The sequence below is a fragment of the Bradyrhizobium sp. SBR1B genome (assembly GCF_014198205.1).
Classification (GTDB): domain Bacteria; phylum Pseudomonadota; class Alphaproteobacteria; order Rhizobiales; family Xanthobacteraceae; genus Bradyrhizobium.
In genome coordinates this window covers 121,590-145,505 of record NZ_JACIHC010000013.1, presented here as the reverse complement: position 1 = coordinate 145,505, position 23,916 = coordinate 121,590, and the positions used below count along the sequence as shown (strand labels likewise).

Sequence of the window (23,916 nt, the reverse complement as noted above, 5' to 3'; positions counted from 1 at the left end):
TTTGAAAGAACTCCTGCGGGCGCGCATGTTCTTCGGGTGTCCACTTTTCAGGTTTCTGTCGTGTCGAACTACGATCGTCCCGTCGTCATCGTTGGAGGAGGCGTCGCCGGCCTGACCGCGGCGCTGCGCATCCACCGCGCTGGTATCGCGCTCCGACTGTTGGAAGCGCGGTCGCGGCTCGGCGGTCGCGTTCTATCCGTGGACGAAACCGGGCAGGTCTCGAGCGACGGATTCGATCTCGGTCCTTCCTGGTTCTGGCCGGAGATGCATCCGGCATTCGGCCGACTGGTCGAGGATTTGGGCCTCGCAAGCTTTGCCCAGCATGACGACGGCGACGTCGTCCTTCAGCGGATGCCGAACGGGCCGCCGCAGCGCTACGGCGGATTGGCCCAGGCGCCACCGTCCATGCGGCTCGCCGGTGGCACAGCTTCCATCGTCTCAGCACTTTCCGATGCGCTTCCGGAAGAGAGTATTGAACTCGGCGTCCGTGCAACCGGCGCAAGGCTTGATAGCGAGGACGTCGAGCTTTCGTTCGTGGACGTCGCGGGCGCAGTTCAGACCTGCCGCGCCTCCTTTGTTGTTTTCGCGCTGCCGCCGCGGCTCCTTGAGGCGACTGTAGCATTCTCGCCCCCGATCGACGCAGCGTCGGCGACCCGCTGGCGGGCGACACCGACATGGATGGCTCCCCATGCGAAGTTCTTCGCGCTCTACGATCGGCCGTTTTGGCGAGAGCACGGGCTGTCGGGCTCGGCGCAGAGCATGGTGGGTCCACTTGCCGAGATCCACGACGCGACGACAGCCAGTGGGAAGGCGGCCCTCTTCGGCTTTGTCGGCATCTCCGCGGAAGACCGAGCCGCGGCCGGGGAGGCGGCGATCGTCACTGCCTCCGTGCGGCAACTTACCGACATCTTTGGTCCCGAGGCGGCAAAGCCGCGCGCGACGCTCTTCAAGGACTGGGCGGCCGACCCGCTCACGGCGACGGGAAGGGACAGGATCCCGACCGGCCATCCGATGTCCGATCGGCGCCGTTGGGTCGGTCAGGATTGGGGGGATCGCATCGTGCTGGCTGGCAGCGAGACGAGCGTGCGCGACTCCGGATATCTTGCCGGCGCCGTCGACGCCGCTGAGAACGCCGCGGCATTCGTGATCGCGCGCTTACAAAAGTCCGTACAGCGCGATCCGCTGTCGCCGGCAACGAACGGCTGAAAAGAAACCATCGGAGGCAATGGAAATGAGGCGCTCCCATCGCGTCGCTCAGGTCTCGAAACCCGGCGAACTCGAAATCGCCGAGCGCGAGACGCCGTCACCCGGCGCGGGAGAAGTTCTGATCGCTGTCGAGGCCTGCGGGATCTGCGGCGCCGACGCAGGCGATATCGACCGGGCCGACCCCAAGCTTCGCCCCGCGCGCGTGCCCGGCCACGAAGTCGTCGGTCGCATCGCGGCCCTAGGTGCTGGCGCTCCGTCGATCTGGAAGATCGGCCAGAGGGTCGGTATCGGGCGGCTCGGCGGACACTGCAGCGAATGCGCCCAATGCCGCCGCGGCGAGTTTCAGCTCTGCCTGAACCAGCCGTTCGTCGGATCGACGTGCGACGGCGGCTACGCCGAGATGATGATCGCCCGCGCTACCGGACTGGTCTCGATTCCCGACGAGTTGAAGTCGGAGGAGGCGGCGCCGCTTCTCTGCGCCGGAATCGCGACATTCAACGCGTTGAAGAAGTGTGGCGCGGAAGCCGGCGACACGGTCGTCGTGCTGGGTATCGGCGGGTTGGGGCACCTCGCACTCCAGTACGCCAGGCGGATGGGTTTCCGCGTCGTCGCTGTGGGACGCGGGAGCGATATCGCTGAAGATGCCGTGGCGCTGGGAGCACACGTCTACATCGACTCGAAGAAGGAAGACCCCGCCGCGCGTCTGCAAGGCCTCGGCGGGACCAAGGCGATCATCACGACCATTGGCGATGTCCAGGCTGTTGCCGCGCTGATGGGCGCTCTGTCGCAGCAGGGCAGGCTAGTCCTGTTGGGAGCCGGCAAGGATCCTTTGCCGGTGTCTGCAGGACACCTCGTCGTCGGCGAACGCAGCATCCTCGGGTCGATCACCGGGACGCCCTTCGAAACGAAAAGACGCTGGATTTCAGCGTGCTCGCCGGCGTGCGGCCTCGCATCGAAGTCATGCCATTCGAAAAGGCGGGGGAGGCGGTCGCCCGAATGAGGTCTGGCCAGGCGGATTTCAGGATGGTGCTCACTATGAAGGAGGGAAGCCATGCGCATCAATGACGATCTGACGATCCCCGTGATCATCCAGGCCTCGAAACTCCCATGGGCGCCGAGCCCAGCCGCCGGCGTGGACCGACGCATGCTGTTCCGAATCGGAGAGAGGTCGCGCGCGCCACCTCGATCGTGCGCTATGCACCGCGAAGCGCGTTTCCCCGGCATACGCACGGTGGTGGCGAGGAGATCGTCGTCCTTGAGGGCGTGTTCCAGGACGAACACGGCGACTATCCCGCCGGCAGCTATTTCCGCAACCCGCCCGGCACCTCGCACGTCCCGGCCTCCGCCGAGGGCTGCACGATCTTCGTGCGGCTCTGGCAGTTCCGGGAAGGCGACGATCAGCAGATCGTCCGGCGTCCAGCCAAGGAAGCATCCGGGCCAGGCGCGATCGAGCTCTTCGACGACGGAGCCGAACGGGTGCGGATAGAAACTTTCGCCGCAGGTGCGGCGGTGACAATAGCGAACCTCCGTGGACTTGAGGGGCTTGTTCTCGATGGCGATCTGAGGATCGCGGATGTGACGCTCACATCGCAAGGTTGGGTGCGTCTGCCGGCGGGCGATAACCTGCACGCAGTCGCTGGTCCGTCAGGAGCGACGCTATGGGTGAAGGACGCGCCACTGATACACAAAGATGTCCTTCAAATTCCGGGCTGACACTTCGCTCTTTCTCCTGCCTCATAAGAGCGTCCAGCAGGACAGAGACCGCTCAACAAAGAGAGCCGCGGTTCAAGGACCAAACTTGTCTTTCTGATCTTTGACGGTATTTGAAGCTCTGTGCCAATATGCGCGGCTTTTGTCTTGACGACGCACACGGCGAGCTGTCCAGTCGATAGACTCTGATAGGTAGCGGAATTGACGGCGTTTCATGAGGAACAATTTTTCCTGTGGATTCAAGGGCAAGAAAATGCGGCGGGTATGCCGTCGGCATTTGTCCGTTAGATCCAAGAAATTATGCTTACTGATCAAAGACGAACCGTCGTTCGAAACGATAGAGTGGGAGTAGGGGACTAACAGTGGCATGCTCGAGAGGCGCGGCTTCTCCTGACGCACACACGCAGCGACGATTATTCGCCGCGTCGGGCGGATATTGTCAGAACCCCGAATGCGCTCGCGAACTCTTCGTCGAGTATGACAAGAAGTTCTTCCACGTCGCAGAAATGGCGCATGTATTTGCTGCGAATGATTTTGGTCCCCGGGCAAACGCCGAGCTGAGTGCTGAAGATCGAGGTGCTTTTGAAAATTTAATCCTGCTCTGCTCACTCTGTCACACTAAAATTGACAAGGTCCCTGAGGTCTATACAGATCGGGTCGTTTCGGGTTGGAAGAGAGTCCACGCGGAAAAGCTTCGTTCGTTATTCGGAGTCACGGTATTCGCGAAACGAGCTGACGCGCGAGCTGCCATAGAAGGCCTCCTCCGCGAGAACCATTACATCTTTGAAGAGTATGGCCCTCAAATCGAGGCAGCGCAGAATCCGGAAAGTGGTGCGGCTGAGCGCTGGAGGCGCAAAGTTCTTGAGAAGATTATTCCAAATAACATGAGGGTGCTTGCTCAGGTCGATGCAAATAGACATCTGCTAGGGGGCGACGAAGCTGACACAGTCGAGAAGTTTCGACAGCATGTTGATGATCTGCAAGCCCGTCACCTGCACGGATATCAGGAGGGCGCAACCCGGTTTCCGGCAGAGATGGCCGAATTGTTGAGGGATTAGGCGTGGCCGGAGACGAGGGCATCGCTAAATGGATTGTGGAGAGGCTGCAGAACGATCAGCAGTTCACGGCAGTTAACGCGGTAGGTGGTGGGTATCTTGAGATTGTCCGCAAGGATCACTCTCCGTTTACTGCGGCGGCGATTGGGATTCGGGGCGTCGTGTTGCCGGATCATGTTGCTCCCTTGTTCGGCGGAGTACGGTCGCCTCAGTTTGTTGTGAACGTGCCATCTAAAGTAATTTGGTCGGGGCCTGCGATTGGGATTATTCACGGTGCACCAGCAGCTTTCGGCACGCTTGGTGAATTAGGGCGCGCAGCCCGCGACGAAGACGTTAGCTCTTATAGACACCGAGAGTACAAATTTTTCGAGAGAGCCTTCGAGCAGCACGGTGCTGTCCGCGCTGTAGAGCGCCTATATGATCGGGTCTTCAAGCTTCATCGGTATCGTGGTCTTAAGGCTATAACCGTAGTTCTCGTCGATGCTTATGATATGTCTGCTGAGGATGTTCGAAATGCGCGAGAGACCTATGGGAGGTTCGATGCTGCAGTTAAGATCAGTAGCTATGGCTCAATCACGACCGCCGCAAAAGAGGCCGCCGCATCGATGGAAGCTGAGGCATTTAAGTTCGGCGATCTGATGGGAAGGCTTAACAAGGCGTGACAAACGACGAGCTTATGTCTGCGATAAGGGGCCTAGCCCGAAGGACGAATGCGCACGTTGGTGACGCTCGTTGGTATCTTTTTGGATCCGCGCAGCAGAGTTTGAACGACGCGTTGGACATAGATTTACTCATTGTATGTGAGACGGATAGTGCTGCGGACGCGATACGCCGTGCTGTTGATGTCGATCAGTTTGGCCGGCCGCTGCACCTCTCTATATTGACCCAGGAGGAAGAAGCCGAGGTGCAGTTTGTGCAGAACCAGGCGTGCACAGAAGTCCTTTAATTTGCCCGCATTGTTCTTCGGAGGGCGAACTTCGATTTTCGAGTCTCGTGCCAATGTTCGTTACTCCGCTCTGTTCTGATGAGGACATCCAATCGGCTACTCGGAATTGTTTCTATGTTCGTCGCCACTACACGCACCGAATCTTCGCCATCCGTCACTACCACCGACCCCGAAACCCTCGGCTGGATGCGCGGCTTCCCGCCATCCCCCGACCGCCTCATCACCTTCCAGGACGGCTCCTTTCGCAGTTTCCCCGAACTGCGCTGGGCCTGGAGCAACATCCGCCAACTCGTGCCGACCGTGAATGTCTGGCGCGGGGCGGGACCTGCGTCGCCTCTGCCGCGTGCGGAGCAGGACATCGGCGCGGTCGCCTCGACCACGATGGACGGCCGGCCCATGACCTTCGACAAGATGCTGGAGGAGACCTACACCGACGGCATCGCGGTGTTGCATCGGGGCAAGCTGATCTATGAGCGCTATTTCGGCGCCTTGAAGCCGCACAAGCCGCATATCGGGATGTCCGTGACCAAGTCGCTCACCGGCGTGCTCGCCGGCATTCTCGTCAGCGAGGGCAAGCTCGATCCGCAGGCCCCGGTCACCAACTATGTGCCGGAGCTGAAGACAAGTGCGTTCGGCGATGCGCGCGTGCACGAGGTCATGGATATGACCACGGGGCTGCTCTACACCGAGGTCTATACCGATGAGAATTCGGATGTGTGGGGCCTGCGGCGCGCCAACGGCATGGCGCCGATCCCGCCGGATTACGAAGGCGCGACCACGATCTTTGACTTTCTCGTCGCGCAGAAGAAGCAGGGCGAGCACGGCAAGGCCTTTGCCTACAAGACCGTCAATACCGACGTGCTCGCGTGGATCATCAGGCGCGCGAGCGGCCTGACGCTGGCGGATCTGTTGTCTGAGCGGATCTGGCAGCCGATGGGTGCGGAGGAGGATGCGTATTATCACGTCGATCGCATCGGCACCGAAAGCGGCGGCGGCGGTCTCTCCACGACCTTGCGCGATCTCGCCCGCTTCGGCGAGATCATGCGTAATCACGGCCGCTTCAACGGCCGCCAGATCATGCCCTCGCAAGTGGTCGAGGACATCGCGCGCGGCGGCGATCCCGAAAAGTTCAGGCCGGCCGGCTATCCCACGCTGCCGGGCGCGTCCTACCGCAATCAATGGTGGGTTACGCACAACGCGCACGGCGCCTACATGGCGCGCGGCGTCTACGGCCAGGGCATCTATGTCGATCCCAAAGCCGAGATGGTGATCGCGCGCTACGCCTCACACCCGGTCGCGGGCAACGCCGCCAACGACCCCGTCACGCTGCCGGCCTACATGGCGCTGGCGAAGGCGCTGATGGCGGGCGGGTAGGGGCGTCGCACCGCCGACGCAGCTTCACAAATATAAGAGTTGACTTATATTAGCGTAGGCCGGTATTCATCCTCGACCGCAATGATCGGGAGGAATGCCATGCAGATCGACGTCGCCAGGGTGTTGGGGCTTGTCACGCGCTCGGTGCGCAACTTCGAGAAAGACGGCAAGCCCGCGAGTGTCGTGACACTGACGCGGCTCTATGACACTAGCGTGGACGATCTCTGGGACGCTGTGACAAGCACGGAACGCATTCCGCGCTGGTTCCTAGCAGTGGAGGGCGACCTCGAGCTCGGCGGACGGTACCAGCTCAAGGGCAATGCCGGCGGCACCATCACGGCGTGCACGCCGCCGACGCATTTTGCAGCGACGTGGGAATTTGCAGGTGCGGTGAGCTGGATCGACGTCAGGCTGGCGGCCGAACGAGGTCAGGCGCGTTTGACGCTTGAGCACATTGCGACCATCGAGGATCATTGGAATCAGTTCGGCCCTGGCGCGGTGGGGATCGGTTGGGATCTCGCCCTCGCGGGACTCGAGCGATATGTTGCGACCGGCGCATCGGTCGACCATGAGACGGCCGAGGCGTGGATGGCATCGCCCGAGGGCAAGGACTTCATGACGAGCAGCGGCGAGTTTTGGCGCGCGGCGCATGTCGCAAGCGGGGTCGACCCTGACGAGGCGAAGCAGCGCTCCGATCGCACCATCGCGTTCTATCGTGGCGAGATGCCGCCCGACATCGCTCATCCCGGCGCAGGAAGCTGATGCAAATCTTCGAGGTCCTCGCCGATCCGGTGCGCCGCCGCATCCTCGAGCTGCTCGGCCAAACCGAAATGGCGTCGGGTGAGATCGTCGAAGCGATCGGCGCCGAGTTCGGCATCACCCAGGCGGCGGTCTCGCAGCACCTCAAGGTGCTGCGCGAGAGCGGCTTTGCGACGGTTCGGGCGGAGGCGCAGAGGCGCCTCTATTCGGTCGACGTCGCCGGGCTGCGCGCGGTGGATGCGTGGATCGGCCAGTTCCGGAATTTCTGGGAGCCGAAGCTCGACGCGCTGGCAACCGAGATCGCGCGCGGCAAGCGCGCGCGTCGTCACGCGCCCATCACCAAGCGGGGTGGCAAGAGGGCGTGAACACGCGATGCGCGGAGTGGAAGCCACTTCGCCCTTGGCCATCCTTCGAGACGCCCGCCATTGGCGGGCCCTCAGGATGAGGACCGAATGCGTTACGCTCGTTTCAACGGGCACCCATGCCGATTAGCCTCATCCTGAGGGACCGCCACCGGGTCCGCGCAAGGCGCGGCCCGATGACAGGCTCCGCGGTCGTCTCGAAGGACGAGGCGTGCGCCGAGGTCGCAGTAACCGGCTTACACGCCACAGCCGCCGCGCGAGCGAGCAGCGCAACCATTACGAATTCCGGGCCATCTTCTCGTACTTCTTCACCAGCCGTTCCCGCTTCAGCCGCGACAGCCGCTGGATCCAGAACAGGCCGTCGAGCTGATCGATCTCGTGCTGGTGGCACACGGCGCGCAAGCCCTCCGAGTCCTCGCTTTGCGCGTTGCCGTCGAGATCGTGATAGCTGATCCGCACGCGCGCGTGGCGCTGTACCTCGTCGTTGACCCCCGGCATCGAGACGCTGCCTTCGCGGTGCTGGATCATCTCGGGTGAAGCCCATTCAATGACCGGATTGACGTAGGTGAGGGGGCCGTCCCTGGCGTCGAGCTCGAGCACGACGAGGCGCAAGGGCACGCCGATATGCGGCGCGGTGATGCCGATGCCGGGCGCAGCACGCATGGTCTCCAGCAGGTCCGCCGCCAGCTCGCGCAAGCCGTCGTCGAATGCGGTGACGGGGCGTGCCGGCATTGCCAGCCGGCGGTCGGGATAGCGGATGATGGGACGGATGGTCACGATCGGATCCCGCCGCTTCAACGCGCCACGAAAGGGGCGACCAGGACGCCAAGCATGCCAAAGCTGGCGATGTTCCAGAACAGTGAGCGGATGAGGGGGATGCCGGAGATGTAAAGCACGGTGTAGCCGATGCGTCCGCCGAGATAGGCGATCGATCCCCAATAGGTCAGCCCGTTGTGAACGCCTGCAACGAGAGCGATGAGGATCGCGGCCGCAAAGAACGGAAATGTCTCCATGTAGTTGCGGAAATTCCGGTTGATGCGGCCGGGGACGGGATTGAGCGGCGGCATCTCGATATCGCGCGGGCTCGCAGCCCATTTGAGGCCGTACTGCACGTTTGCAGCTTGTGCGGCCGCAACGAGTTGAACGAAGCCCCAAATGATCGCGGCCGCCAGCATCCACGCTTCGAAACTGATCCTCATTGTGTCCTCTTTCAATGCTGTCCTGGCTACCATGATTGCTGCCGGGATGCCGATGTTTTGCCCGACGAGTCAAATCGCGGCTTGCCGTCGAGAGCCACCGGCAGCTCGTTTCATGCGCCCGTTAAGTCCTTGATCCCGCAGGGGCCGGCTACTGTGCATGGGGGTGTTTTCGCGATTTTTGTTGGTGGCTCCCGTAAAAACTTCCGTGATGCTGTCGGTGGCCGCGGTTCCCATTCGTCTTCCACTCAGACAAGATGATCTCGGGAGACAAAGATGACCCAATCCCACTATCGCTGGGTGATCGTCGCCGCCGGCGGCCTGCTTGGCTGCGTCGCGATCGGCGGCATGTTCTCGCTGCCGGTGTTCTTGCAGCCGATCGCCAAGGACACCGGCTGGTCGGTGACCGGCATCTCCAGCGCGATGACGATTGGCTTTCTGGCAATGGCCTTCACCAGCATGGTCTGGGGCACGCTGTCCGACAGGTTCGGGCCGCTGCCGGTGGTGCTGACGGGATCGACGGTGCTGGCGCTCAGCCTGTTCGCGGCGAGCCATGCGACCTCCCTGATCGTGTTCCAGTTCGTGTTCGGCCTTCTGGTCGGCGCCTCCTGTGCGGCGATCTTCGCGCCGATGATGGCGACCGTGACCGGCTGGTTCGATACCCATCGCAGCCTTGCCGTGTCGCTGGTGTCGGCCGGCATGGGCGTGGCGCCGATGACGATGGCGCCGCTCACGGCCTGGCTCGTCTCGAACCATGACTGGCGCACCTCGATGCAGATCATCGCGCTCGTCGTCGGTGCCATCATGATTCCGGTCTCGTTCCTGGTGCGCCGCCCGCCGGCGCTCACTAATGCGGCGGTCGCACCGACAGGCGAGGGGGCCGCGCAGAGCGAAATGTCGATGGGCGAGGCGCTGCGCTCGCCGCAATTCCTGATTCTGCTCGCGACCAACTTCTTCTGCTGCGCCACCCATTCCGGTCCGATCATCCACACCGTCAGCTATGCCGTGAGTTGCGGCATCCCGCTGGTCGCGGCGGTGACGATCTACAGCATCGAGGGTTTTGCCGGTCTCGGCGGGCGCATCGCGTTCGGCCTGATGGGCGACCGCTTCGGGGCCAAGCGCGTGCTGGTCTCGGGGCTGCTGCTCCAGTCGTTCGGCGCGCTCGCCTACGTCTTCGCCCATCAGCTCGCGACCTTCTACGCCGTCGGCGCCGTGTTCGGCTTCATCTATGCCGGCACCATGCCGCTCTATGCCGTGCTGATCCGCGAAAACTTTCCGCTGCGGATGATGGGCACGGTGATCGGCGGCACGGCGATGGCCGGCAGCCTCGGCATGGCGACGGGCCCGCTCGCCGGCGGCCTGATCTACGACGCCTTCTCCAGCTACGCCTGGCTCTACATCGCTTCCTGGGCGATGGGCCTGGGTGCCTTCCTGATGGCGATGAATTTCAGGCCGTTTGCGAAGCCGCAAGGCGAGGTGGCGCCGGCGGCGGCGTAGGTTCGACATCGAGGCGCCGCAAGGTCAGAGCTGCGCCTCGATCGCGGTCTTGTCGATCACCGACCAGACCTGCCGGATCTTGTCGTTGTCGAATTCGTAGAACACGTTCTCGCAAAACGACACGCGCCTTCCGTTGACGGCAAGCCCAAGGAACGTCCCGAACGGCGTGCAATCGAACTTCAGTCGTGTCGCGATGCGGGGTGGATCGATGATGAGCATCTCGATGTGGAATTGCAGGTCGGGTATCTCCCGAAAATCCCGCTCCAGCATCGCGCGATAGCCGGAGAGCCCGAGCGGCCGCGCGTTGTGGGCGACCTCGTCATGCACGAACTGGCCGAGCGCCGGCCAATCCTGCCGGTTCAGGCAGGCGATGTAGGCACGGTAGATGCCGGCGAGCTCTTCTCTCTCCATGCGGGCTCCTTCCGGTTCACGCGCGCCGCCGCAGATGCTCGATCAGCGCACGCAGCTTCGGTGCGATGTTGCGGCGGCTCGGGTAGTAGAGATAGAATCCGGCGAAGCGGGGGCAATAGTCCTCCAGGATCGGCACCAGCTCGCCGCGCGCGATCGCGGGGCGAAAGCTCGCCTCCATGCCGAAGGTGATGCCGGCGCCGGCCACCGCCAGCTTGATCATCAGCGCCATGTCGTTGGTCGTGATCTCGGGCGCGAACGCGACGCTGAACTCCTTGCCGCCGTCGGCAAACTCCCAGCGATAGGGCGGAGCGTTTGGCGCCGGACGCCAGCCGATACAGCGAAAGGACGCCAACTCGGACGGATGAGCGGGCACGCCGAAGCGGTCGCGGAAGTCCGGCGCGCAGACGGCGAGCTGGCGTTCCTCGCCGGCGATCGGCACCGCAATCATGTCCTGCTCGATGACCTCGCCAAGGCGGACGCCGGCGTCATAGCCGGCGGCGACGATGTCGAATTCCGCATCCGTCACGGTGATGTCGAGCTGCACTTCCGGGTTGGCGTCGGTGAAGGCTGCAAGGAAACGTCCCGAGAGAAAATGCTCGGCGATCGAGGAGACGGCGAGGCGCAGCAATCCGCGCGGCCGCCCGCGCAGTGCCTCGGTGCCGTCGAGCGCGGCGCGCATGTCCGCGATCGCGGGCGCGACCTCCGCATGCAGCCGCTCGCCGGCTTCGGTCAGGCTGACGCTGCGCGTCGTGCGCTGGACCAGCGCGATGCCGAGCGTTTCCTCCAGCCGCCGGATCGTCTGGCTCACCGCCGAGCGTGTCACGCCGAGACGATCGGCGGCGGCGCGGAAATTCCGCTCTTCGGCGACCAGCGCGAAGACGGCGAGGGCGTTGAGGTCTGGTTCCATCGGTTAGCATAGCTTGTCAGTGTGGTTAGGGATCGTCGTCTTATCACAGCGATGGCGCCGGTCCATCTTCCCGCAATCACTCCGAAAGCAACGGGAAGAACCTCATGCCAATCGACAAAGTCATTCTCATCACCGGTGCCTCCAGCGGAATCGGCGCAGGCATTGCCCGCGAGCTGGCCGCGGCCGGCGCAAAGGTTCTGCTCGGCGCGCGGCGCACCGACCATTTGAACGCGCTCGCGGCCGAGTTGAACGGTCGGGGCGGAACGGCGCTCGCGCATCCGCTCGACGTCACCGACCGCGCCAGCGTTGCCGCCTTTGCGGATGCCGCGCGCGGGGTCTGGGGCCGTGTCGACGTCATCGTCAACAATGCCGGCGTGATGCCGCTGTCGCTGATGGCCTCGCTCAAGGTCGAGGAGTGGGATCGGATGGTCGACGTCAACATCAAGGGCGTGCTCTACGGCATCGCCGCCGTGCTGCCGGAGATGGTGGCGCGCGGCTTCGGCCAGATCATCAACATCGCCTCGGTCGGTGCGCTGAGCGTGTCGCCGAGGGCTGCGGTCTACTGCGCCACCAAATATGCTGTGCGGGCGATCTCGGATGGCCTGCGCCAGGAGCACGACAATATCCGCATCACCTGCATCCATCCCGGCGTGGTCGAAAGCGAGCTCGCGGGCACCATCACCGATCCCGTGGCTGCGGACGCCATGAAGACGTATCGGGCGATTGCGCTTCAGCCCGACGCCATCGCCCGCGCGGTGCGCTTCGCGATCGAGCAGCCCGATGACGTCGACGTCAACGAGATCGTGGTGCGCCCGACGCGGACGAGGTGACGATACCCCTCCGCATCAGATGCGCTTCTCGAAAAACAGGTCCGGGTAGGGATCGTCATTGTAGCGTGGGATCTCGCGCCAGCCCGTGGCGCGGTAGAGCTGGCCGGCCTCGGGCAGCGCGCTGTTGGTGTCGAGCCGCAGCAGCGTGATGCCGAGCTCGCGCGCGGCGCTCTCGGCCGCGTCCATCAGGCGCCGGCCGAGCCGCAACCCGCGCGCGGCGGGCGCCACCCACAGCCGCTTGATCTCGGCGTAACCGTGATCGGTTCCCTTCAGGCCCACGCAGCCGATCGGCAGCGTGTCCGACATCGCGACGACGAAGCTGCCGCGCGGGCGGCGCATGTCCTTGGCGTCAGGGTCGCGCGACAGCGAGACGTCGAAACCTTGGCTGAAGCGGCGGCCGAGCTCGGCATAATACTCGCCGAGGCAGTAACGCGCTTGCTCGCTTCGCGGATCCATCTCCTCCAGCGCAACGCGCTCGCGCGTCAATGCGGACGCGATCAGGTCCATCGCCGCCAGCAGGACGTCAGCCTGCGAATGCTGCGCGAGCAAGCCCTCGGCCTGCGTGTTCGACAGCGCCTCATAAGCCGCGAACTCGCGCCGGCCCGCACGCGTCAATGTCGCGACCCGGCGGCGGGCATCGTCCTCATGCGCGGCGGTCTCGACCAGACCGTCCTCTTCCAGGCTGCGGAGCAGCCGGCTCATCAGACCGGAATCCAGGCCGAGATAGTCACGGATATCGGCCACGTCCGAACGCCCGTGCCCGATCGCATTGAGCACACGCGCCGCGCCGAGCGGGCGGCCGCGCCCAAGAAACGAGGTATCGAGCGCGCCGACGGCGGAGGTGACGGCACGGTTGAAGCGGCGAACGCGGGAAACAGGGTCGAGCATGATGTCTGACTTTAGTCAGATATCATGCCGAGGTCAATCGGACTGGCTTAGCCGAGGCCCAGTTCCTTGCGGGCCTTCCGCGTCAGCTTCGCCACGATCAGCCCATGAGCCTGGGCGAGATAGCCGGCAAGCGCGGCATCCGGCAACGAATTGTTGCTGACGAGCTGCACCCATTTGGCGCGCGCAAGGTATGGCGCCGGCCGCGCCGCGGCATGCTCGATCAGCATCGCATAGACCATGTCCGAGACCTTGAACATGTAGCCGCCGGAGCGCGCGGCAAAGCCGCCGCCGAGCGCGAACATCTTGCCGCCGACCTTGAAGACGGAGGTGCCCTCCCACTGCACCACCTTGGTGACGGCGGGCAGGCGCAGGCAGCGGGTTTCGAAGGATTTGGGTGTCATTGCCGGAGCGATAGCAGGTTGCGCGCGGCTTGCAACGTGCATGCTGGCGGCCGCGCGGCGAGACGTTCGATTGTTTCGCTCGGTTCGCACGGTGATGGCGAAGTTGATGCCGTGTGCCGCCCTTTGTGAGTTGTGCCGGCGCCGCAGGCCGCTACCATGTGCCAACTGCCGTGGAACACGGGAGCGAGCACAAGCGGAGGCGACATGAGCGGACAGGAGCGCAAGGTGAAGGGATCGGATCTGTTTGTCGCGGCGCTTGAGAACGAAGGCGTCGACCGCATCTTCGGCGTTCCCGGCGAGGAGAATCTCGATCTCGTGGAATCGCTCCGCACCTCCAAGATCGAGCTGGTCCTGACCCGTCACGAGCAGGCCGCTGCCTTCATGGCGGCCACGCATGGGCGGTTGACCGGCAAGCCCGGCGTTTGCCTCTCGACGCTCGGCCCCGGCGCGCTCAATCTGTCAACGGGCGCGGCCTATGCACATCTCGGCGCGATGCCGATGATCCTGATCACCGGCCAGAAGCCGATCATGAGCAGCCGTCAGGCGCGCTTCCAGATTGTGGACGTGGTCGCGACCATGAAGCCGCTGACCAAACTGTCGCGGCAGATCGTCAGCGCCTCCAGCATTCCCACCGTGGTGCGCGATGCCTTTCGCGTCGCGATGGAGGAGCGGCCGGGGCCGGTGCATCTCGAACTGCCCGAGGACATCGCGGGTGGCGAAGTGCCTGCTGTCCCCGTGATCCCGGTCCATCCGATCGAAATCCCGGTCGCCCATCGCGCCGCACTCGACCGTGCAGCCGAGATGATTCTGTCGGCGAGACATCCGCTGGTCATGATGGGCGCCGCGACCAGCCGGCCGTGCGCGACCCACGGTATCGCCAGCTTCGTGCGGCGGACCGGCATTCCGTTCTTCACCACGCAGATGGGCAAGGGCACCGTGCCAGGCGGCACCAATCTCTACATGGGGACCGCCGCGCTGTCCGAACGCGACTACGTTCATGACGCGATCGATGCCGCCGACCTGATCATTGCGATCGGTCACGACCCCGTCGAGAAGCCGCCTTTCATCATGGGGCCGTCAGGGCCGAAGGTCATTCACGTCAGCTACACATCGGCCAGCGTCGAGCTGGTCTATTTTCCCGACGCGGAGGTCATTGGCGACGTCGGCCCCAGCCTGGAGCTGCTCGCAGACCGGCTCGAAGGCAAGCTGCCGCAGGCTGCGGCGCTGCTGCCGTTGCGCGAGCAGATTCTCGGCCACATCGCCGACCGCGCCACCGAGGCGCGCTGGCCGCCGACGCCGCAGCGGATCGTGCACGACATCCGCCAGGTCATCCCGGAGAACGGCATCGTCGCGCTCGACAACGGCATGTACAAGATCTGGTTCGCGCGCAACTACCGCACCCGCGTCGCCAACACGCTGCTGCTCGACAATGCGCTGGCGACCATGGGCGCCGGGCTGCCGTCGGCGATGATGGCCGCGATGCTCTATCCCGACCGCCGCGTGCTCGCGGTCGCCGGCGACGGCGGCTTCATGATGAACAGCCAGGAGATGGAGACTGCGGTCCGCCTCAAGCTCAATCTCGTCGTGCTGGTGCTGGAGGACAAGGCCTACGGCATGATCCGCTGGAAGCAGGCCGTCGATCATTTCGCCGACTACGGCATGACTTTTGGCAATCCCGATTTCGTCCTCTACGCGAAGGCCTATGGCGCAAAGGGGCATCGGATCGAGAGCATCGACAGCTTTGGCCCGACGCTAGATGCCGCTTTCAAAGAGGGCGGCGTGCATCTGGTCGTGATCCCGATCGACTATTCGGAGAACGTGCGGGTGCTCGTGGACGAGCTGCGGGCGCGGGAGAGGTAGCGCTCCGGCCGGCGTTTGCCCGGAGGATCATACCAGCCATTCCTTGATATATATCGTGACACGATATATTGGCAGCGCCAAGTACCCTCCCGTCAAAATCTCCCGACAAGAGCTATCCATGCGCCAGACCCTGGACATCACCGGCGGCCTCCCACGTCCTCGCGGCAAACCTGGAGACTTCACCGCCGACCGCCGCGTATTGATCCTGATCTGCATGGCCCTGCTGGTCGGCAGCCTCGGGGCGGGCGCCGCATGGGTGCTGCTGAAGCTCATCGCGCTCGTCACCAATCTGGTCTGGTTCGGTCATTTCAGCACCGAGAACGTTTCGCTGGCGAATGCCCGTCCCGGGATCTGGATGGTGCTGGCGCCGGCGCTCGGCGGTCTCGTGATCGGGCTGATGGCGCGCTTCGGCTCGGAGAAGATCCGGGGACACGGTATCCCCGAGGCGATCGAGGCGATCCTGATCGGCGGAAGCCGCATGCAGCCGAAGGTCGCGGTCCTGAAGCCGCTGTCCTCGGCGGTGTCGATCGGCAGCGGCGGTCCGTTCGGCGCCGAGGGGCCGATCATCATGACCGGCGGCGCGATCGGGTCGATCTTCGCCCAGTGCTTTCATCTCACCGCCGCCGAGCGCAAGACCTTGCTGGTTGCGGGTGCTGCCGCCGGCATGACCGCGATCTTCGGCACGCCGATCGCGGCCGTCCTGCTCGCGGTCGAACTGCTGCTGTTTGAATGGAAACCGCGCAGCTTCCTGCCCGTGGTGACGGGGGCGGTGGTCTCGGCGGCGTGGCGGCCGTTGCTGTTCGGGACGGGGCCGCTGTTTCCGTTTGCCGAGCGGCCGGATCTGCCGTGGTGGGGGCTAGCGGCAGCGATCGGCGTCGGCATCGTCGCCGGCCTGCAATCCGGGCTGATGACGCGGCTGCTCTACGCGATCGAAGACCTGTTCGACCGCCTGCCGGTGCACTGGATGTGGTGGCCGATGCTTGGCGGTCTGATTGTCGGCCTCGGCGGCCTCGTCGATCCGCGCGCGCTTGGCGTCGGCTACGACGTCATCGCCGATCTCTTGTCCGGCCACATGGCGCGCGATGAGGCGATCCGGCTGCTGCTGGTGAAATCCGCGATCTGGGTGATTGCGCTCGGCTCAGGCACATCGGGCGGCGTGCTGGCGCCGCTGCTGATCCTCGGCGGCACGGCTGGCTGGATGGAGGGGCTGGCGCTGCCCGGTGGCGCGTCATTCTGGGCGTTGGTCGGCATGGCCGCGATGATGGGCGGCACGATGCGCTCGCCGCTGACAGGCGTAATGTTCGCCATCGAGCTGACCGGCAATATTGACATGTTGCTGCCGCTGCTGACGGCGACCGGCGCAGCGCATGCCGTCACTGTGCTGCTGCTGAAGCGCTCGATCCTGACCGAGAAGATCGCGCGCCGCGGCCAGCATATCACGCGCGAATACGCGATCGATCCGTTCGAGCTGCTCCGCGTCGCCGATGTCATGGTCACTGATGTCGACACGCTGCCGGTCGGAATGCCCATCGACGAAGCGGTCGCGTTCTTCACCTCGGACCAGCGCCGTCACAAATCCTATCCCGTCGTCACCGCCGATGGACGGCTGGCCGGCATGGTCACGCGCGCCGATGTGCTGCGCTGGCGCACCGAGGGCGATCATCAGGCCGCAACGCTGGACGACGTGGTCTCGGACTCATCGGCCGTGATGGCGCATCCCGACGACGTGCTGGGGCGTGTCGCCGACCTCATGGTCGCCTCCGATCTCGGGCGCCTGCCGGTGGTCGAACGCAGCACTCATCGCGTGGTGGGCCTGGTTGCGCGCAAGGATTTGTTGCGAATTCGCGCGGTCGTGAACGCGCAGGAGGAGGACCGCAACGCATATTTCCTGCGCGAAAAGGCGCTTGTGCCGGAGGCGTAGATCGCGGAAGGTCGGGCCTCTAGAACTCCAGCACTGATGGGAATGAACATGACTCGTGTTCGCTGCGTCACCGAGATGGGTATGGGCGTCGATGTCCACGGCAGGGACGCCACCAAGGCGGCCAGGCGCGCGGTGGCGGATGCCATCAGGCATTCGAGCCTTGGCTTCTTCCGGATGATCGGCAAGACCGCGAACGACATGTTTGTCGATGTCACGATCGCGGTGCCCAATCCGGAAGCCGTCGACAAGGAGGCTGTGGCCAAGGAGCTTCCTTACGGCACCGTGACCGTCACCGCCGTCAAGGGCGGGCTGGAGATTCCCTCGGCAACCGAAGTGGCCAACGATCCCATCCTCATCGCCAATGCTGCCGTCATCGTCAGCTTCGACAAGGACTAGGCCGGTGTCCGACAGCGATGAGGCGCTGCTGGATCGTCCGATCTGGAGCGCGCTGACGACGAGCCACAAGCATCTGGCCGAGGGCGGCCCGCGGGCGCTGCGCTATCCCGTCGACATGACGCCGTTCGCCGACATGGTCGACATGTCCGCGGCGAGCTTTGCCGCGCTCGGTGATCTGCTGTCAGGCACGCAGGTCGCCACGCTGTTCACGCCGGATCCGGTCGAGGTACCCGCCGGTTTCAAGGTCGTGATCGCCGGGCCCTGCGAGCAGATGATTGGCTCGCCCGCTGACAGTCCGCTCCGCGATGCCGAGATCGTCACTCTGGGTGCCGACGACGTTCCGGCGATGATGGCGCTGACGGAGCTGACGAAGCCCGGTCCGTTCGCGCGGCGGACCCATGAGCTCGGCACGTTCCTCGGCATCCGCGCCGGGGATCAATTGGTCGCGATGACGGGCGAGCGCATGAAGCCGGGTAAGTTCGTGGAGATGACGGCCGTGTGCGTGCATCCCGACTATCGCGGCCGCGGCTATGCGCAGGCGCTGCTTGCGGCCGTCGCCCGCGGGATCGAGGCGCGCGGGGAAATTCCGTTCCTGCACGTGTTTTCCAGCAACGTGTCGGCGATCGCGCTGTACCAGCGGCAGGGCATGCGCATCCGGCGCTGCTTGCACGTCACCGCGTTCATGAAGCAGCAATAGGCGCTGCGGCCTTCATTTCCCGCGAAAGCGCGCTATATCCGTCCGAACCACAATTGGGGGAGACTCATGGACGCCAAGGTTACGGAATTTTCCGCCGCACGGACGGCGATGCAGCGCTACGTCGATCAGGAGATCATTCCGGGCGCATCCTGGGCCGTGCTGCGCGGGGGCGAGGTGGTCGACCAGCAATGCGTCGGCTTTGCCGACCGCGAAGCCAAGACCGCGCTTCGTCCCGACCATATCTTCCGCGCGTTCTCCAACACCAAGATCTTCGTCACTTGCGCGATCATGCTGCTGGTCGAGGAGGGCCGCATCGGGCTCGATGACCCGATCGAGAAATTCCTGCCGCAGCTCGCTGGTCGCAAGGTGCTGAAGCCGGACGCTTCGAGCCTTGCCGATGTCGAGCCGGCGAAGAACCCGATCACGATCCGCCAGCTCCTGACCCACACCTCCGGCCTCAGCTATGGCATCTTCGATCCCGGCACGGTGCTGTTCAAAGCCTACAATGAGGCGCGCGTGCTCAATCCGCTGACGCCGCTCGCCGACATGATCGACCAGCTCGCCAGCCTGCCGCTGTCCTATCACCCGGGGACGTCCTGGGAATATTCGGTGGCCACCGACGTGCTCGGCCGTGTCGTGGAGGTCGTCTCCGGCCAGGCGCTCGATACCTTCCTGAAGGCGCGCATCTTCGATCCGCTCGGTATGACCGATACCGGCTTCCATGTTCCGGAAGCGCAGCAGGGCAGGCTGGTTGCGCTCTACAATGGCGCTGATGTGCTCGATCCGATGAAGCCCGGCCTCACGCGGGCCGACAATCTGCCGTTTCCGCAAGCCTATCGGCGGCCGTTCCCGCGGCTCTCGGGCGGTGGTGGTCTGGTCTCGACCCTGCCAGACATGCTCGCACTGGTCCGCGCGCTGCTGCCCGGTTCGGATGCGCTGTTGAAGCCGGAGACGCTGCGGCAGATGATGACGAACCAGCTCCCGGCAGGGCAGACCATCCGCTTCGCCAATCTCGGTCCGATCCCGGGCAAGGGCTTTGGCCTGGGCGGCGCCGTCACCTTCGCGCCGACGCCGTTCGATCCGCCGAACTCCACCGGGGAATTCCAGTGGGGCGGGCTCGCCGGCACCCATTGGTGGATCTGCCCTGAGGCCAATACCGCGGGGGTCCTGATGGCCCAGCGTTACATGGGCTTCTGGAATCCATACTTCTTCGAGTTCAAGCGCCTGGCCTATCAGGCCGTCGGAGGCTGACCCGCGAAAAAATTGCACGCGCCCGCGAATCCTTTTCGGCCGGGGCGTCCTCTTAGTGGTCGAGGCATTTTGCCTCGGCCTAACTCGGAGGATGAGATGGCGTTTTACAGGAAGAACATCGGCGGCCTGCATCAGGCAGTGCGGATCGCCTTGGGCGTCGCGGTGATGGTCGCGGCATTCGTCTCTCTGGCGGGTACGACGGCGTGGCTGGTCGCGCTGGGCGGCGCCGGCTTCGCGCTGACCGGCTTCGTCGGCTATTGCCCGATGTGCGCGATGGCGGGGATCGGGCGAGGGGGCGTCTCGTGAGTGCGGCTGCGATCTCGCCAAACCTGTTCGAAGCCGCTCGGCTCGGCGATCCCCACGCGATCGCCTCGCTGCTCGAGACGGCGCAGCCGGATATCCGCCGCTACGCGCGCGCCACCTGTCGCAGCTCGGCGGATGCCGAGGATGCGACGCAGGAGGCGCTGTGGATCCTGTTCCGCCATGTCGGCACGATCCGCTCGCTGCTGGCGTTTTCGGCCTGGCTGTTCAGCGTCGTTCGCCGCGAATGCCTGCGGCTGGCGCGTCGGGCCGGTGTCGTCGCCGCCATCGACGACGGCGAGGCGGAGGCGCTGCTGCTGGCTCGCCCCGAAGCCGATCTGCGGCTCGATGTGGCCGCGGCGTTCGAGGCGCTGCCGCCGCACTACCGCGATGTCGCCCTGATGCGCGACGTCAAGGAAATGACCATCGACGAAATCTCCACCGCGCTCGGCGCGTCCCGGCAGACCGTGAAGGCGCGACTGCACCGCGCCCGCGCCTTGATGCGCGAGTATCTGACGAGATGAGACATGAGTGAATACCGGAGGAGGAGAATCGAATGATGCGGGCGGGAGGTGGTGCCTCCCGCCCGCTGCTTGCGTCAGTCCTTCCACGGATCGAACTCGCCCTCGCCGGCCATGGCGACGGCGAACGGCCGCAGAGTGTGCAGCACGCGCACGGTGCCGGCGTGTTGCGCCAGCACGTCCGGCAGGCGGCGATAGGCCATCGGGCTCTCGTCGAGGTCGGCACCGATCAAGGTGACGCCGCGCTCGTTGAGCCAATGGTCCATTTCCGCGCGCGAGAAGCGCCGCTTCGCCTCCTTGCGTCCGAACAGGCGGCCGGCGCCGTGCACGGTCGAATAGAGCGAAGCCTTGGCTTCCGGACTGTCGACGCCTTCGAGAATGACGGCGTCGTCGCCCATGGAGCCACCGACGAATCCCTTCTGGCCGGGAAACGCCGGCGTCGCGCCCTTGCGCACCACCCACAGATCCTTGCCGTCGTGGGTCTCACGCCAGGCATAGTTGTGGTGGTTGTGCACGCTCTCGGTCACGCTGCCGCCGATGATCTGGCGGACGCGCTCGACGACCCACTCGCGGCCCGCATAGGCATAACGCCCGGCGAGCTGCATCGCCGCGATGTAGCGGCGGCCGAGCTCGGAATCCTCGTCGACGACCGCGGGCGGGACGTTCATACCGTCCTTGCCCCCGGCGGCCTTGAGGTAGCGCGTCGCGGAGGTGTGCCCGAGACCGCGGCTTCCGAAGTGGACGCCGATCCAGACAAAGCCTTCCTCGTCGCGCATGAGGTCGACATAGTGGTTGCCCGATCCGACCGTGCCGAGCTGACTCACCGCCTTCTGACGGTAGGCCTCCATGTCGCTTTCGCGCCAGGCATCTGCGTCGTCGAACAGGTCGTGCTCGGCCCGCTCGGCATTGGCGCGGCCGACTCCGAACGAGATCACCTTGGCGACGTCGCGGATGATCGTGGGGACGAGGCCTGCAATGTCGTCGAAGCGCGTGTCGAGCCGGGCGGCCATGTTGCCGCAGCCGATGTCGAAGCCGACGCCGGAGATGCTGATCTGCTTCTCATAGGCGATGACCCCGCCGACCGGCTGGGCGTAGCCGAGATGGCCGTCGGCGCAGATCACGCCGGATACGACGTTGCCGACCGCCATGCAGTTGCGCATCTGCGCGATCGTCGCTTCCTCGTGCGGGCCGAAAATCTTCAGCGGCGCATTCTGGAAGCGGGCGTCCTGCATCCGGAACTCGGCGATCGAGTTCGCGGTCGCATTGGCCTCGCGGGCAAGATGCTCCTTGCGCGCGGCGTCCTTGTACAGGCACCAGGCGGGCTGGCCGCGTCCTTCGCCGACGCGCGAGTCGGGATCGATGCCGGCGGCGAGGCAGAGCTCGCGGGCGCGTTCCATGTAGGGATCGGATCGTCGCATGGTCGTGTGTCCTGCTTTGCATTCCGCACGCACCATAGCCGGGCGGACGGATCATTTCAGAGATTTTGAAAACCCCGGGCGCAGTACCCTGCGTCCGGGGCCGTTGTCGTTGCGCATCAGTTCAACGCCGTTTCCGACGCCGCGATCCACGCGACCACGGCCTCAGAGAAGCCGTTGACGCGGGTCCAGGCGCCGTGGCCGACACCGTGCTGATACGAGGCCACGTTCACGATGGTGCCGCGCGCCCTGGGCTCGGGCACCTGGTCGTGGCTCTGCTCGTCGGTGAAGACGATGAGGCGATCGCCCTTGCGGTCGATCTCCGCCACCGCCTTGCCGAGCCAGGTTCCGCTATGCGGCTGCGAGTTGATGATCGCATCTCGAAGCGCGAAGCCGCGGCGGGGAGGGACCTTCACCACCCTGTCGGAGAAGGTGAAGATCTCGACCTCGTCGCAGATCTCGCGGGCGAGGATGGCCAGGCCACACGCCGCCTCCGCGCGCGTCATTTCCGACTGCGCGGAGAGCGTCGCGAACATCGAGCCCGACACGTCGATCAGGAGCCGGGTGCGGCCCGGGAGCCGCACATGATCCTTGACCGACTTGAGCATCGCAGCCTCGAGCTCGGGCTCGAAGTCCGGCGCATAGCGCGCCGCCGTGATGAAGCGATAGGGAAGGATACGATCCGTCCGCATCGCGTCGATCGCGCCTGCGATGGTCTCGCGCGGGACCTGCGCGTTCTGCATCAGCCGCAGATTGCGCATGAGCGCCAGCCCGCCGAGCTTGCGCTCGGCGATCAACCGCTCGAAGGTCTCGCGCTTGTTCTTGCCGGCCGAGAGCGAAACCTCCCAGGTGTCGGGGGAGGCGAGCTCGCCATCGACGAGCTGCTTCCACACCTTGGCCTGGTCGGCGTCCTTCGGCTTGGCGTGCACCAGGAACAGCACGTCCCTGATCCGCACCGCGCCGTCGCGGTCCCACTTGGCGAGCTGGTACGCGTCGAACTTGGTCAGCGCGCGGGCAAGGCCCTTCTTGACCTGCGCCGAGACCGGCTGACGCTTGCGCTGCTGCTGAGGGCCGAGCGCATCCGCCCAGTAGATCGCAAGCAGCTCCGTCATCTCGTCGGGACGCTGGATCACCCGGTGGAGTGTGTCGGCCACGAGGGCGCGGTGCCTCTCGCTCCGCGCCATCTCGCGGATGACGAGCAGCGGCGCGTGCCGCAGCTTCATCACCTCGCGCGCCTCGATTGCAAGCTGTGCCACGCGCGCCGAAGCAACCTTCGGCACCAGGGCCCTGATGCGATCGGCGATCGCGACGCCGTCCTCGTAGAACTGGTCCTCCCACAGGAGGCAGTTCATCAGCGCGCGCTTCAGCTCCATCTCGGGCGTGAAGCGCACGGCACGGGCGCCCTGACGCGTGAAGGCGCGAACGATCTTGTTGAGCCTGACCATGACGGCCTCCTCTTGGGTTGATGATGGAATGGAAACGGGTGCCGGGGAACAAGCGAGGCTGAACGTGCTCTACCAACTGAGCTACGGACTGATGTCCGGGAGGGCTCGAACCTCCGACCGCGAAGTAACAGCGCTCTTCACCATCGGCGGTGGCGACGAAGGGACACGATCCGGGAACAGGCGATTCTGTAACCCGGCGAGCGAAAGCCCGCCGGAAAGCGCTCTGGCCACTGAGCTACCGGTGCATCGTACACCGGGCGGGATTCGAACCCGCGACCTCTCGCGTGATAGGCGAAGTAACAGAAATCTTCACCACGGACCGTGATGGTTTGGCGGGGAACGAGCGATGCTGTTGCTGCCCTTGCGGGCGATCCGCCCCTTGCTCTTGCAGGAGTCGAACCTGCGCGGTCCGAAGTAACAGACATCTTCACCACCGCCAGGCCGACGCTCTCGCGTCGGCCGTTGATGGGTACGCTGGGGAACGGGCGATCTCGGCTTTCAGTGACGACAACACAGGACCCTTCTTGCGAACGGATCCTGTGCCGGGCCGCGTGCGAACCTTTTCCGA

23 protein-coding genes and 2 pseudogenes are annotated in these 23,916 nt (G+C 64.7%); 17 read left to right on the top strand and 8 right to left on the bottom strand.

The window, feature by feature from the left end; genetic code table 11:
* The first annotated feature begins 60 nt into the window (after nt 1-60).
* The 8 genes and pseudogenes from GGD61_RS27775 (at nt 61) to GGD61_RS27740 (ending at nt 7,415) form a co-directional block, all read left to right on the top strand.
* A complete protein-coding gene (locus GGD61_RS27775; protein WP_183231657.1) occupies nt 61-1,206 on the top strand; it encodes an FAD-dependent oxidoreductase in 1,146 nt (381 codons plus the stop codon).
* A gap of 25 nt (nt 1,207-1,231) precedes the next feature.
* A pseudogene (locus GGD61_RS27770) lies at nt 1,232-2,271 on the top strand (alcohol dehydrogenase catalytic domain-containing protein).
* Nucleotides 2,258-2,919: pseudogene (locus GGD61_RS27765) on the top strand (cupin domain-containing protein). The pseudogenes GGD61_RS27770 and GGD61_RS27765 overlap by 14 nt, the downstream one beginning before the upstream one ends.
* Before the next feature lie 359 nt (nt 2,920-3,278).
* A complete protein-coding gene (locus GGD61_RS27760) occupies nt 3,279-3,974 on the top strand; it encodes a hypothetical protein (RefSeq protein WP_092252713.1) in 696 nt (231 codons plus the stop codon).
* Nucleotides 3,975-3,976: 2 nt separating this feature from the next.
* Nucleotides 3,977-4,633: a hypothetical protein gene (locus GGD61_RS27755; protein ID WP_092252715.1), complete on the top strand. Its 657-nt coding sequence runs from the start codon at nt 3,977-3,979 to the stop codon at nt 4,631-4,633.
* 398 nt (nt 4,634-5,031) lie between these two features.
* Nucleotides 5,032-6,291, top strand: coding sequence for a serine hydrolase (locus tag GGD61_RS27750; RefSeq protein WP_092252719.1), 1,260 nt, complete (start codon nt 5,032-5,034; stop codon nt 6,289-6,291).
* 99 nt (nt 6,292-6,390) lie between these two features.
* A complete protein-coding gene (locus GGD61_RS27745) occupies nt 6,391-7,053 on the top strand; it encodes an SRPBCC family protein (protein ID WP_092252721.1) in 663 nt (220 codons plus the stop codon).
* On the top strand, nt 7,053-7,415 hold the full coding sequence (locus tag GGD61_RS27740; protein ID WP_092252723.1) for a helix-turn-helix transcriptional regulator: 363 nt from the start codon (nt 7,053-7,055) through the stop codon (nt 7,413-7,415). Before GGD61_RS27745 ends, GGD61_RS27740 begins: the two co-directional genes overlap by 1 nt.
* A 273-nt stretch (nt 7,416-7,688) precedes the next feature.
* On the opposite strand, the gene GGD61_RS27735 is transcribed toward GGD61_RS27740, so the two are convergent.
* Together GGD61_RS27735 and GGD61_RS27730 are read right to left on the bottom strand one after the other, a co-directional pair.
* Nucleotides 7,689-8,189 carry a peptide deformylase gene (locus GGD61_RS27735; RefSeq protein WP_092253067.1) on the bottom strand — a complete coding sequence of 167 codons (501 nt, stop codon included), beginning with the start codon at nt 8,187-8,189 and terminating at the stop codon, nt 7,689-7,691.
* 17 nt (nt 8,190-8,206) lie between these two features.
* Nucleotides 8,207-8,611 carry an MAPEG family protein gene (locus GGD61_RS27730; RefSeq protein WP_092252725.1) on the bottom strand — a complete coding sequence of 135 codons (405 nt, stop codon included), beginning with the start codon at nt 8,609-8,611 and terminating at the stop codon, nt 8,207-8,209.
* Between the two features lie 273 nt (nt 8,612-8,884).
* Between GGD61_RS27730 and GGD61_RS27725 the strand changes: the two genes are divergently transcribed.
* Nucleotides 8,885-10,105, top strand: a complete 1,221-nt coding sequence (locus GGD61_RS27725) for an MFS transporter (protein ID WP_092252727.1) — start codon at nt 8,885-8,887, stop codon at nt 10,103-10,105.
* Nucleotides 10,106-10,129: 24 nt separating this feature from the next.
* Here GGD61_RS27725 and GGD61_RS27720 read toward each other — a convergent pair whose 3' ends face one another.
* Nucleotides 10,130-10,516, bottom strand: coding sequence for an ester cyclase (locus tag GGD61_RS27720; protein ID WP_092252729.1), 387 nt, complete (start codon nt 10,514-10,516; stop codon nt 10,130-10,132).
* Between the two features lie 16 nt (nt 10,517-10,532).
* On the bottom strand, nt 10,533-11,423 hold the full coding sequence (locus tag GGD61_RS27715) for a LysR family transcriptional regulator (protein ID WP_183231604.1): 891 nt from the start codon (nt 11,421-11,423) through the stop codon (nt 10,533-10,535).
* Between the two features lie 104 nt (nt 11,424-11,527).
* On the opposite strand from GGD61_RS27715, the gene GGD61_RS27710 reads away from it, so the two are divergent.
* Nucleotides 11,528-12,253 (top strand): SDR family oxidoreductase, encoded by a 726-nt coding sequence (locus GGD61_RS27710; protein ID WP_092252734.1) that lies wholly within the window; start codon nt 11,528-11,530, stop codon nt 12,251-12,253.
* 15 nt (nt 12,254-12,268) lie between these two features.
* Here the strand turns inward: GGD61_RS27710 and GGD61_RS27705 are convergent, their stop codons facing one another.
* Both GGD61_RS27705 and GGD61_RS27700 read right to left on the bottom strand, forming a co-directional pair.
* Nucleotides 12,269-13,141, bottom strand: a complete 873-nt coding sequence (locus GGD61_RS27705; protein ID WP_092252736.1) for a bifunctional helix-turn-helix transcriptional regulator/GNAT family N-acetyltransferase — start codon at nt 13,139-13,141, stop codon at nt 12,269-12,271.
* A gap of 47 nt (nt 13,142-13,188) precedes the next feature.
* Nucleotides 13,189-13,542: an MmcQ/YjbR family DNA-binding protein gene (locus GGD61_RS27700; protein ID WP_092252738.1), complete on the bottom strand. Its 354-nt coding sequence runs from the start codon at nt 13,540-13,542 to the stop codon at nt 13,189-13,191.
* 204 nt (nt 13,543-13,746) lie between these two features.
* On the opposite strand from GGD61_RS27700, the gene GGD61_RS27695 reads away from it, so the two are divergent.
* From GGD61_RS27695 to GGD61_RS27665, 7 genes are all read left to right on the top strand, one after another.
* Entirely contained in the window at nt 13,747-15,402 is a 1,656-nt protein-coding gene (locus GGD61_RS27695; RefSeq protein ID WP_183231603.1) for an acetolactate synthase large subunit, read from the top strand.
* A gap of 118 nt (nt 15,403-15,520) precedes the next feature.
* Nucleotides 15,521-17,323, top strand: a complete 1,803-nt coding sequence (locus tag GGD61_RS27690; protein WP_183231602.1) for a chloride channel protein — start codon at nt 15,521-15,523, stop codon at nt 17,321-17,323.
* 48 nt (nt 17,324-17,371) lie between these two features.
* Nucleotides 17,372-17,719, top strand: coding sequence for a Lin0512 family protein (locus GGD61_RS27685; protein ID WP_092253069.1), 348 nt, complete (start codon nt 17,372-17,374; stop codon nt 17,717-17,719).
* A gap of 4 nt (nt 17,720-17,723) precedes the next feature.
* Nucleotides 17,724-18,416, top strand: coding sequence for a GNAT family N-acetyltransferase (locus GGD61_RS27680; RefSeq protein ID WP_183231601.1), 693 nt, complete (start codon nt 17,724-17,726; stop codon nt 18,414-18,416).
* A 66-nt stretch (nt 18,417-18,482) separates the two neighbouring features.
* Nucleotides 18,483-19,667 (top strand): serine hydrolase, encoded by a 1,185-nt coding sequence (locus GGD61_RS27675; protein ID WP_092252744.1) that lies wholly within the window; start codon nt 18,483-18,485, stop codon nt 19,665-19,667.
* A 96-nt stretch (nt 19,668-19,763) separates the two neighbouring features.
* The gene (locus tag GGD61_RS27670) at nt 19,764-19,973 is read left to right on the top strand and encodes a DUF2892 domain-containing protein (RefSeq protein WP_092252746.1); all 210 of its coding nucleotides are present in this window, start codon (nt 19,764-19,766) and stop codon (nt 19,971-19,973) included.
* Nucleotides 19,970-20,491, top strand: coding sequence for an RNA polymerase sigma factor (locus GGD61_RS27665; RefSeq protein WP_092252748.1), 522 nt, complete (start codon nt 19,970-19,972; stop codon nt 20,489-20,491). The genes GGD61_RS27670 and GGD61_RS27665 overlap by 4 nt, the downstream gene beginning before the upstream one ends.
* Nucleotides 20,492-20,565: 74 nt before the next feature.
* Here the strand turns inward: GGD61_RS27665 and GGD61_RS27660 are convergent, their stop codons facing one another.
* Both GGD61_RS27660 and GGD61_RS27655 read right to left on the bottom strand, forming a co-directional pair.
* Nucleotides 20,566-21,906: an RtcB family protein gene (locus GGD61_RS27660; RefSeq protein WP_092253071.1), complete on the bottom strand. Its 1,341-nt coding sequence runs from the start codon at nt 21,904-21,906 to the stop codon at nt 20,566-20,568.
* A 116-nt stretch (nt 21,907-22,022) separates the two neighbouring features.
* Nucleotides 22,023-23,348, bottom strand: coding sequence for a TROVE domain-containing protein (locus GGD61_RS27655; protein WP_092252750.1), 1,326 nt, complete (start codon nt 23,346-23,348; stop codon nt 22,023-22,025).
* Nucleotides 23,349-23,916 lie beyond the last annotated feature (568 nt).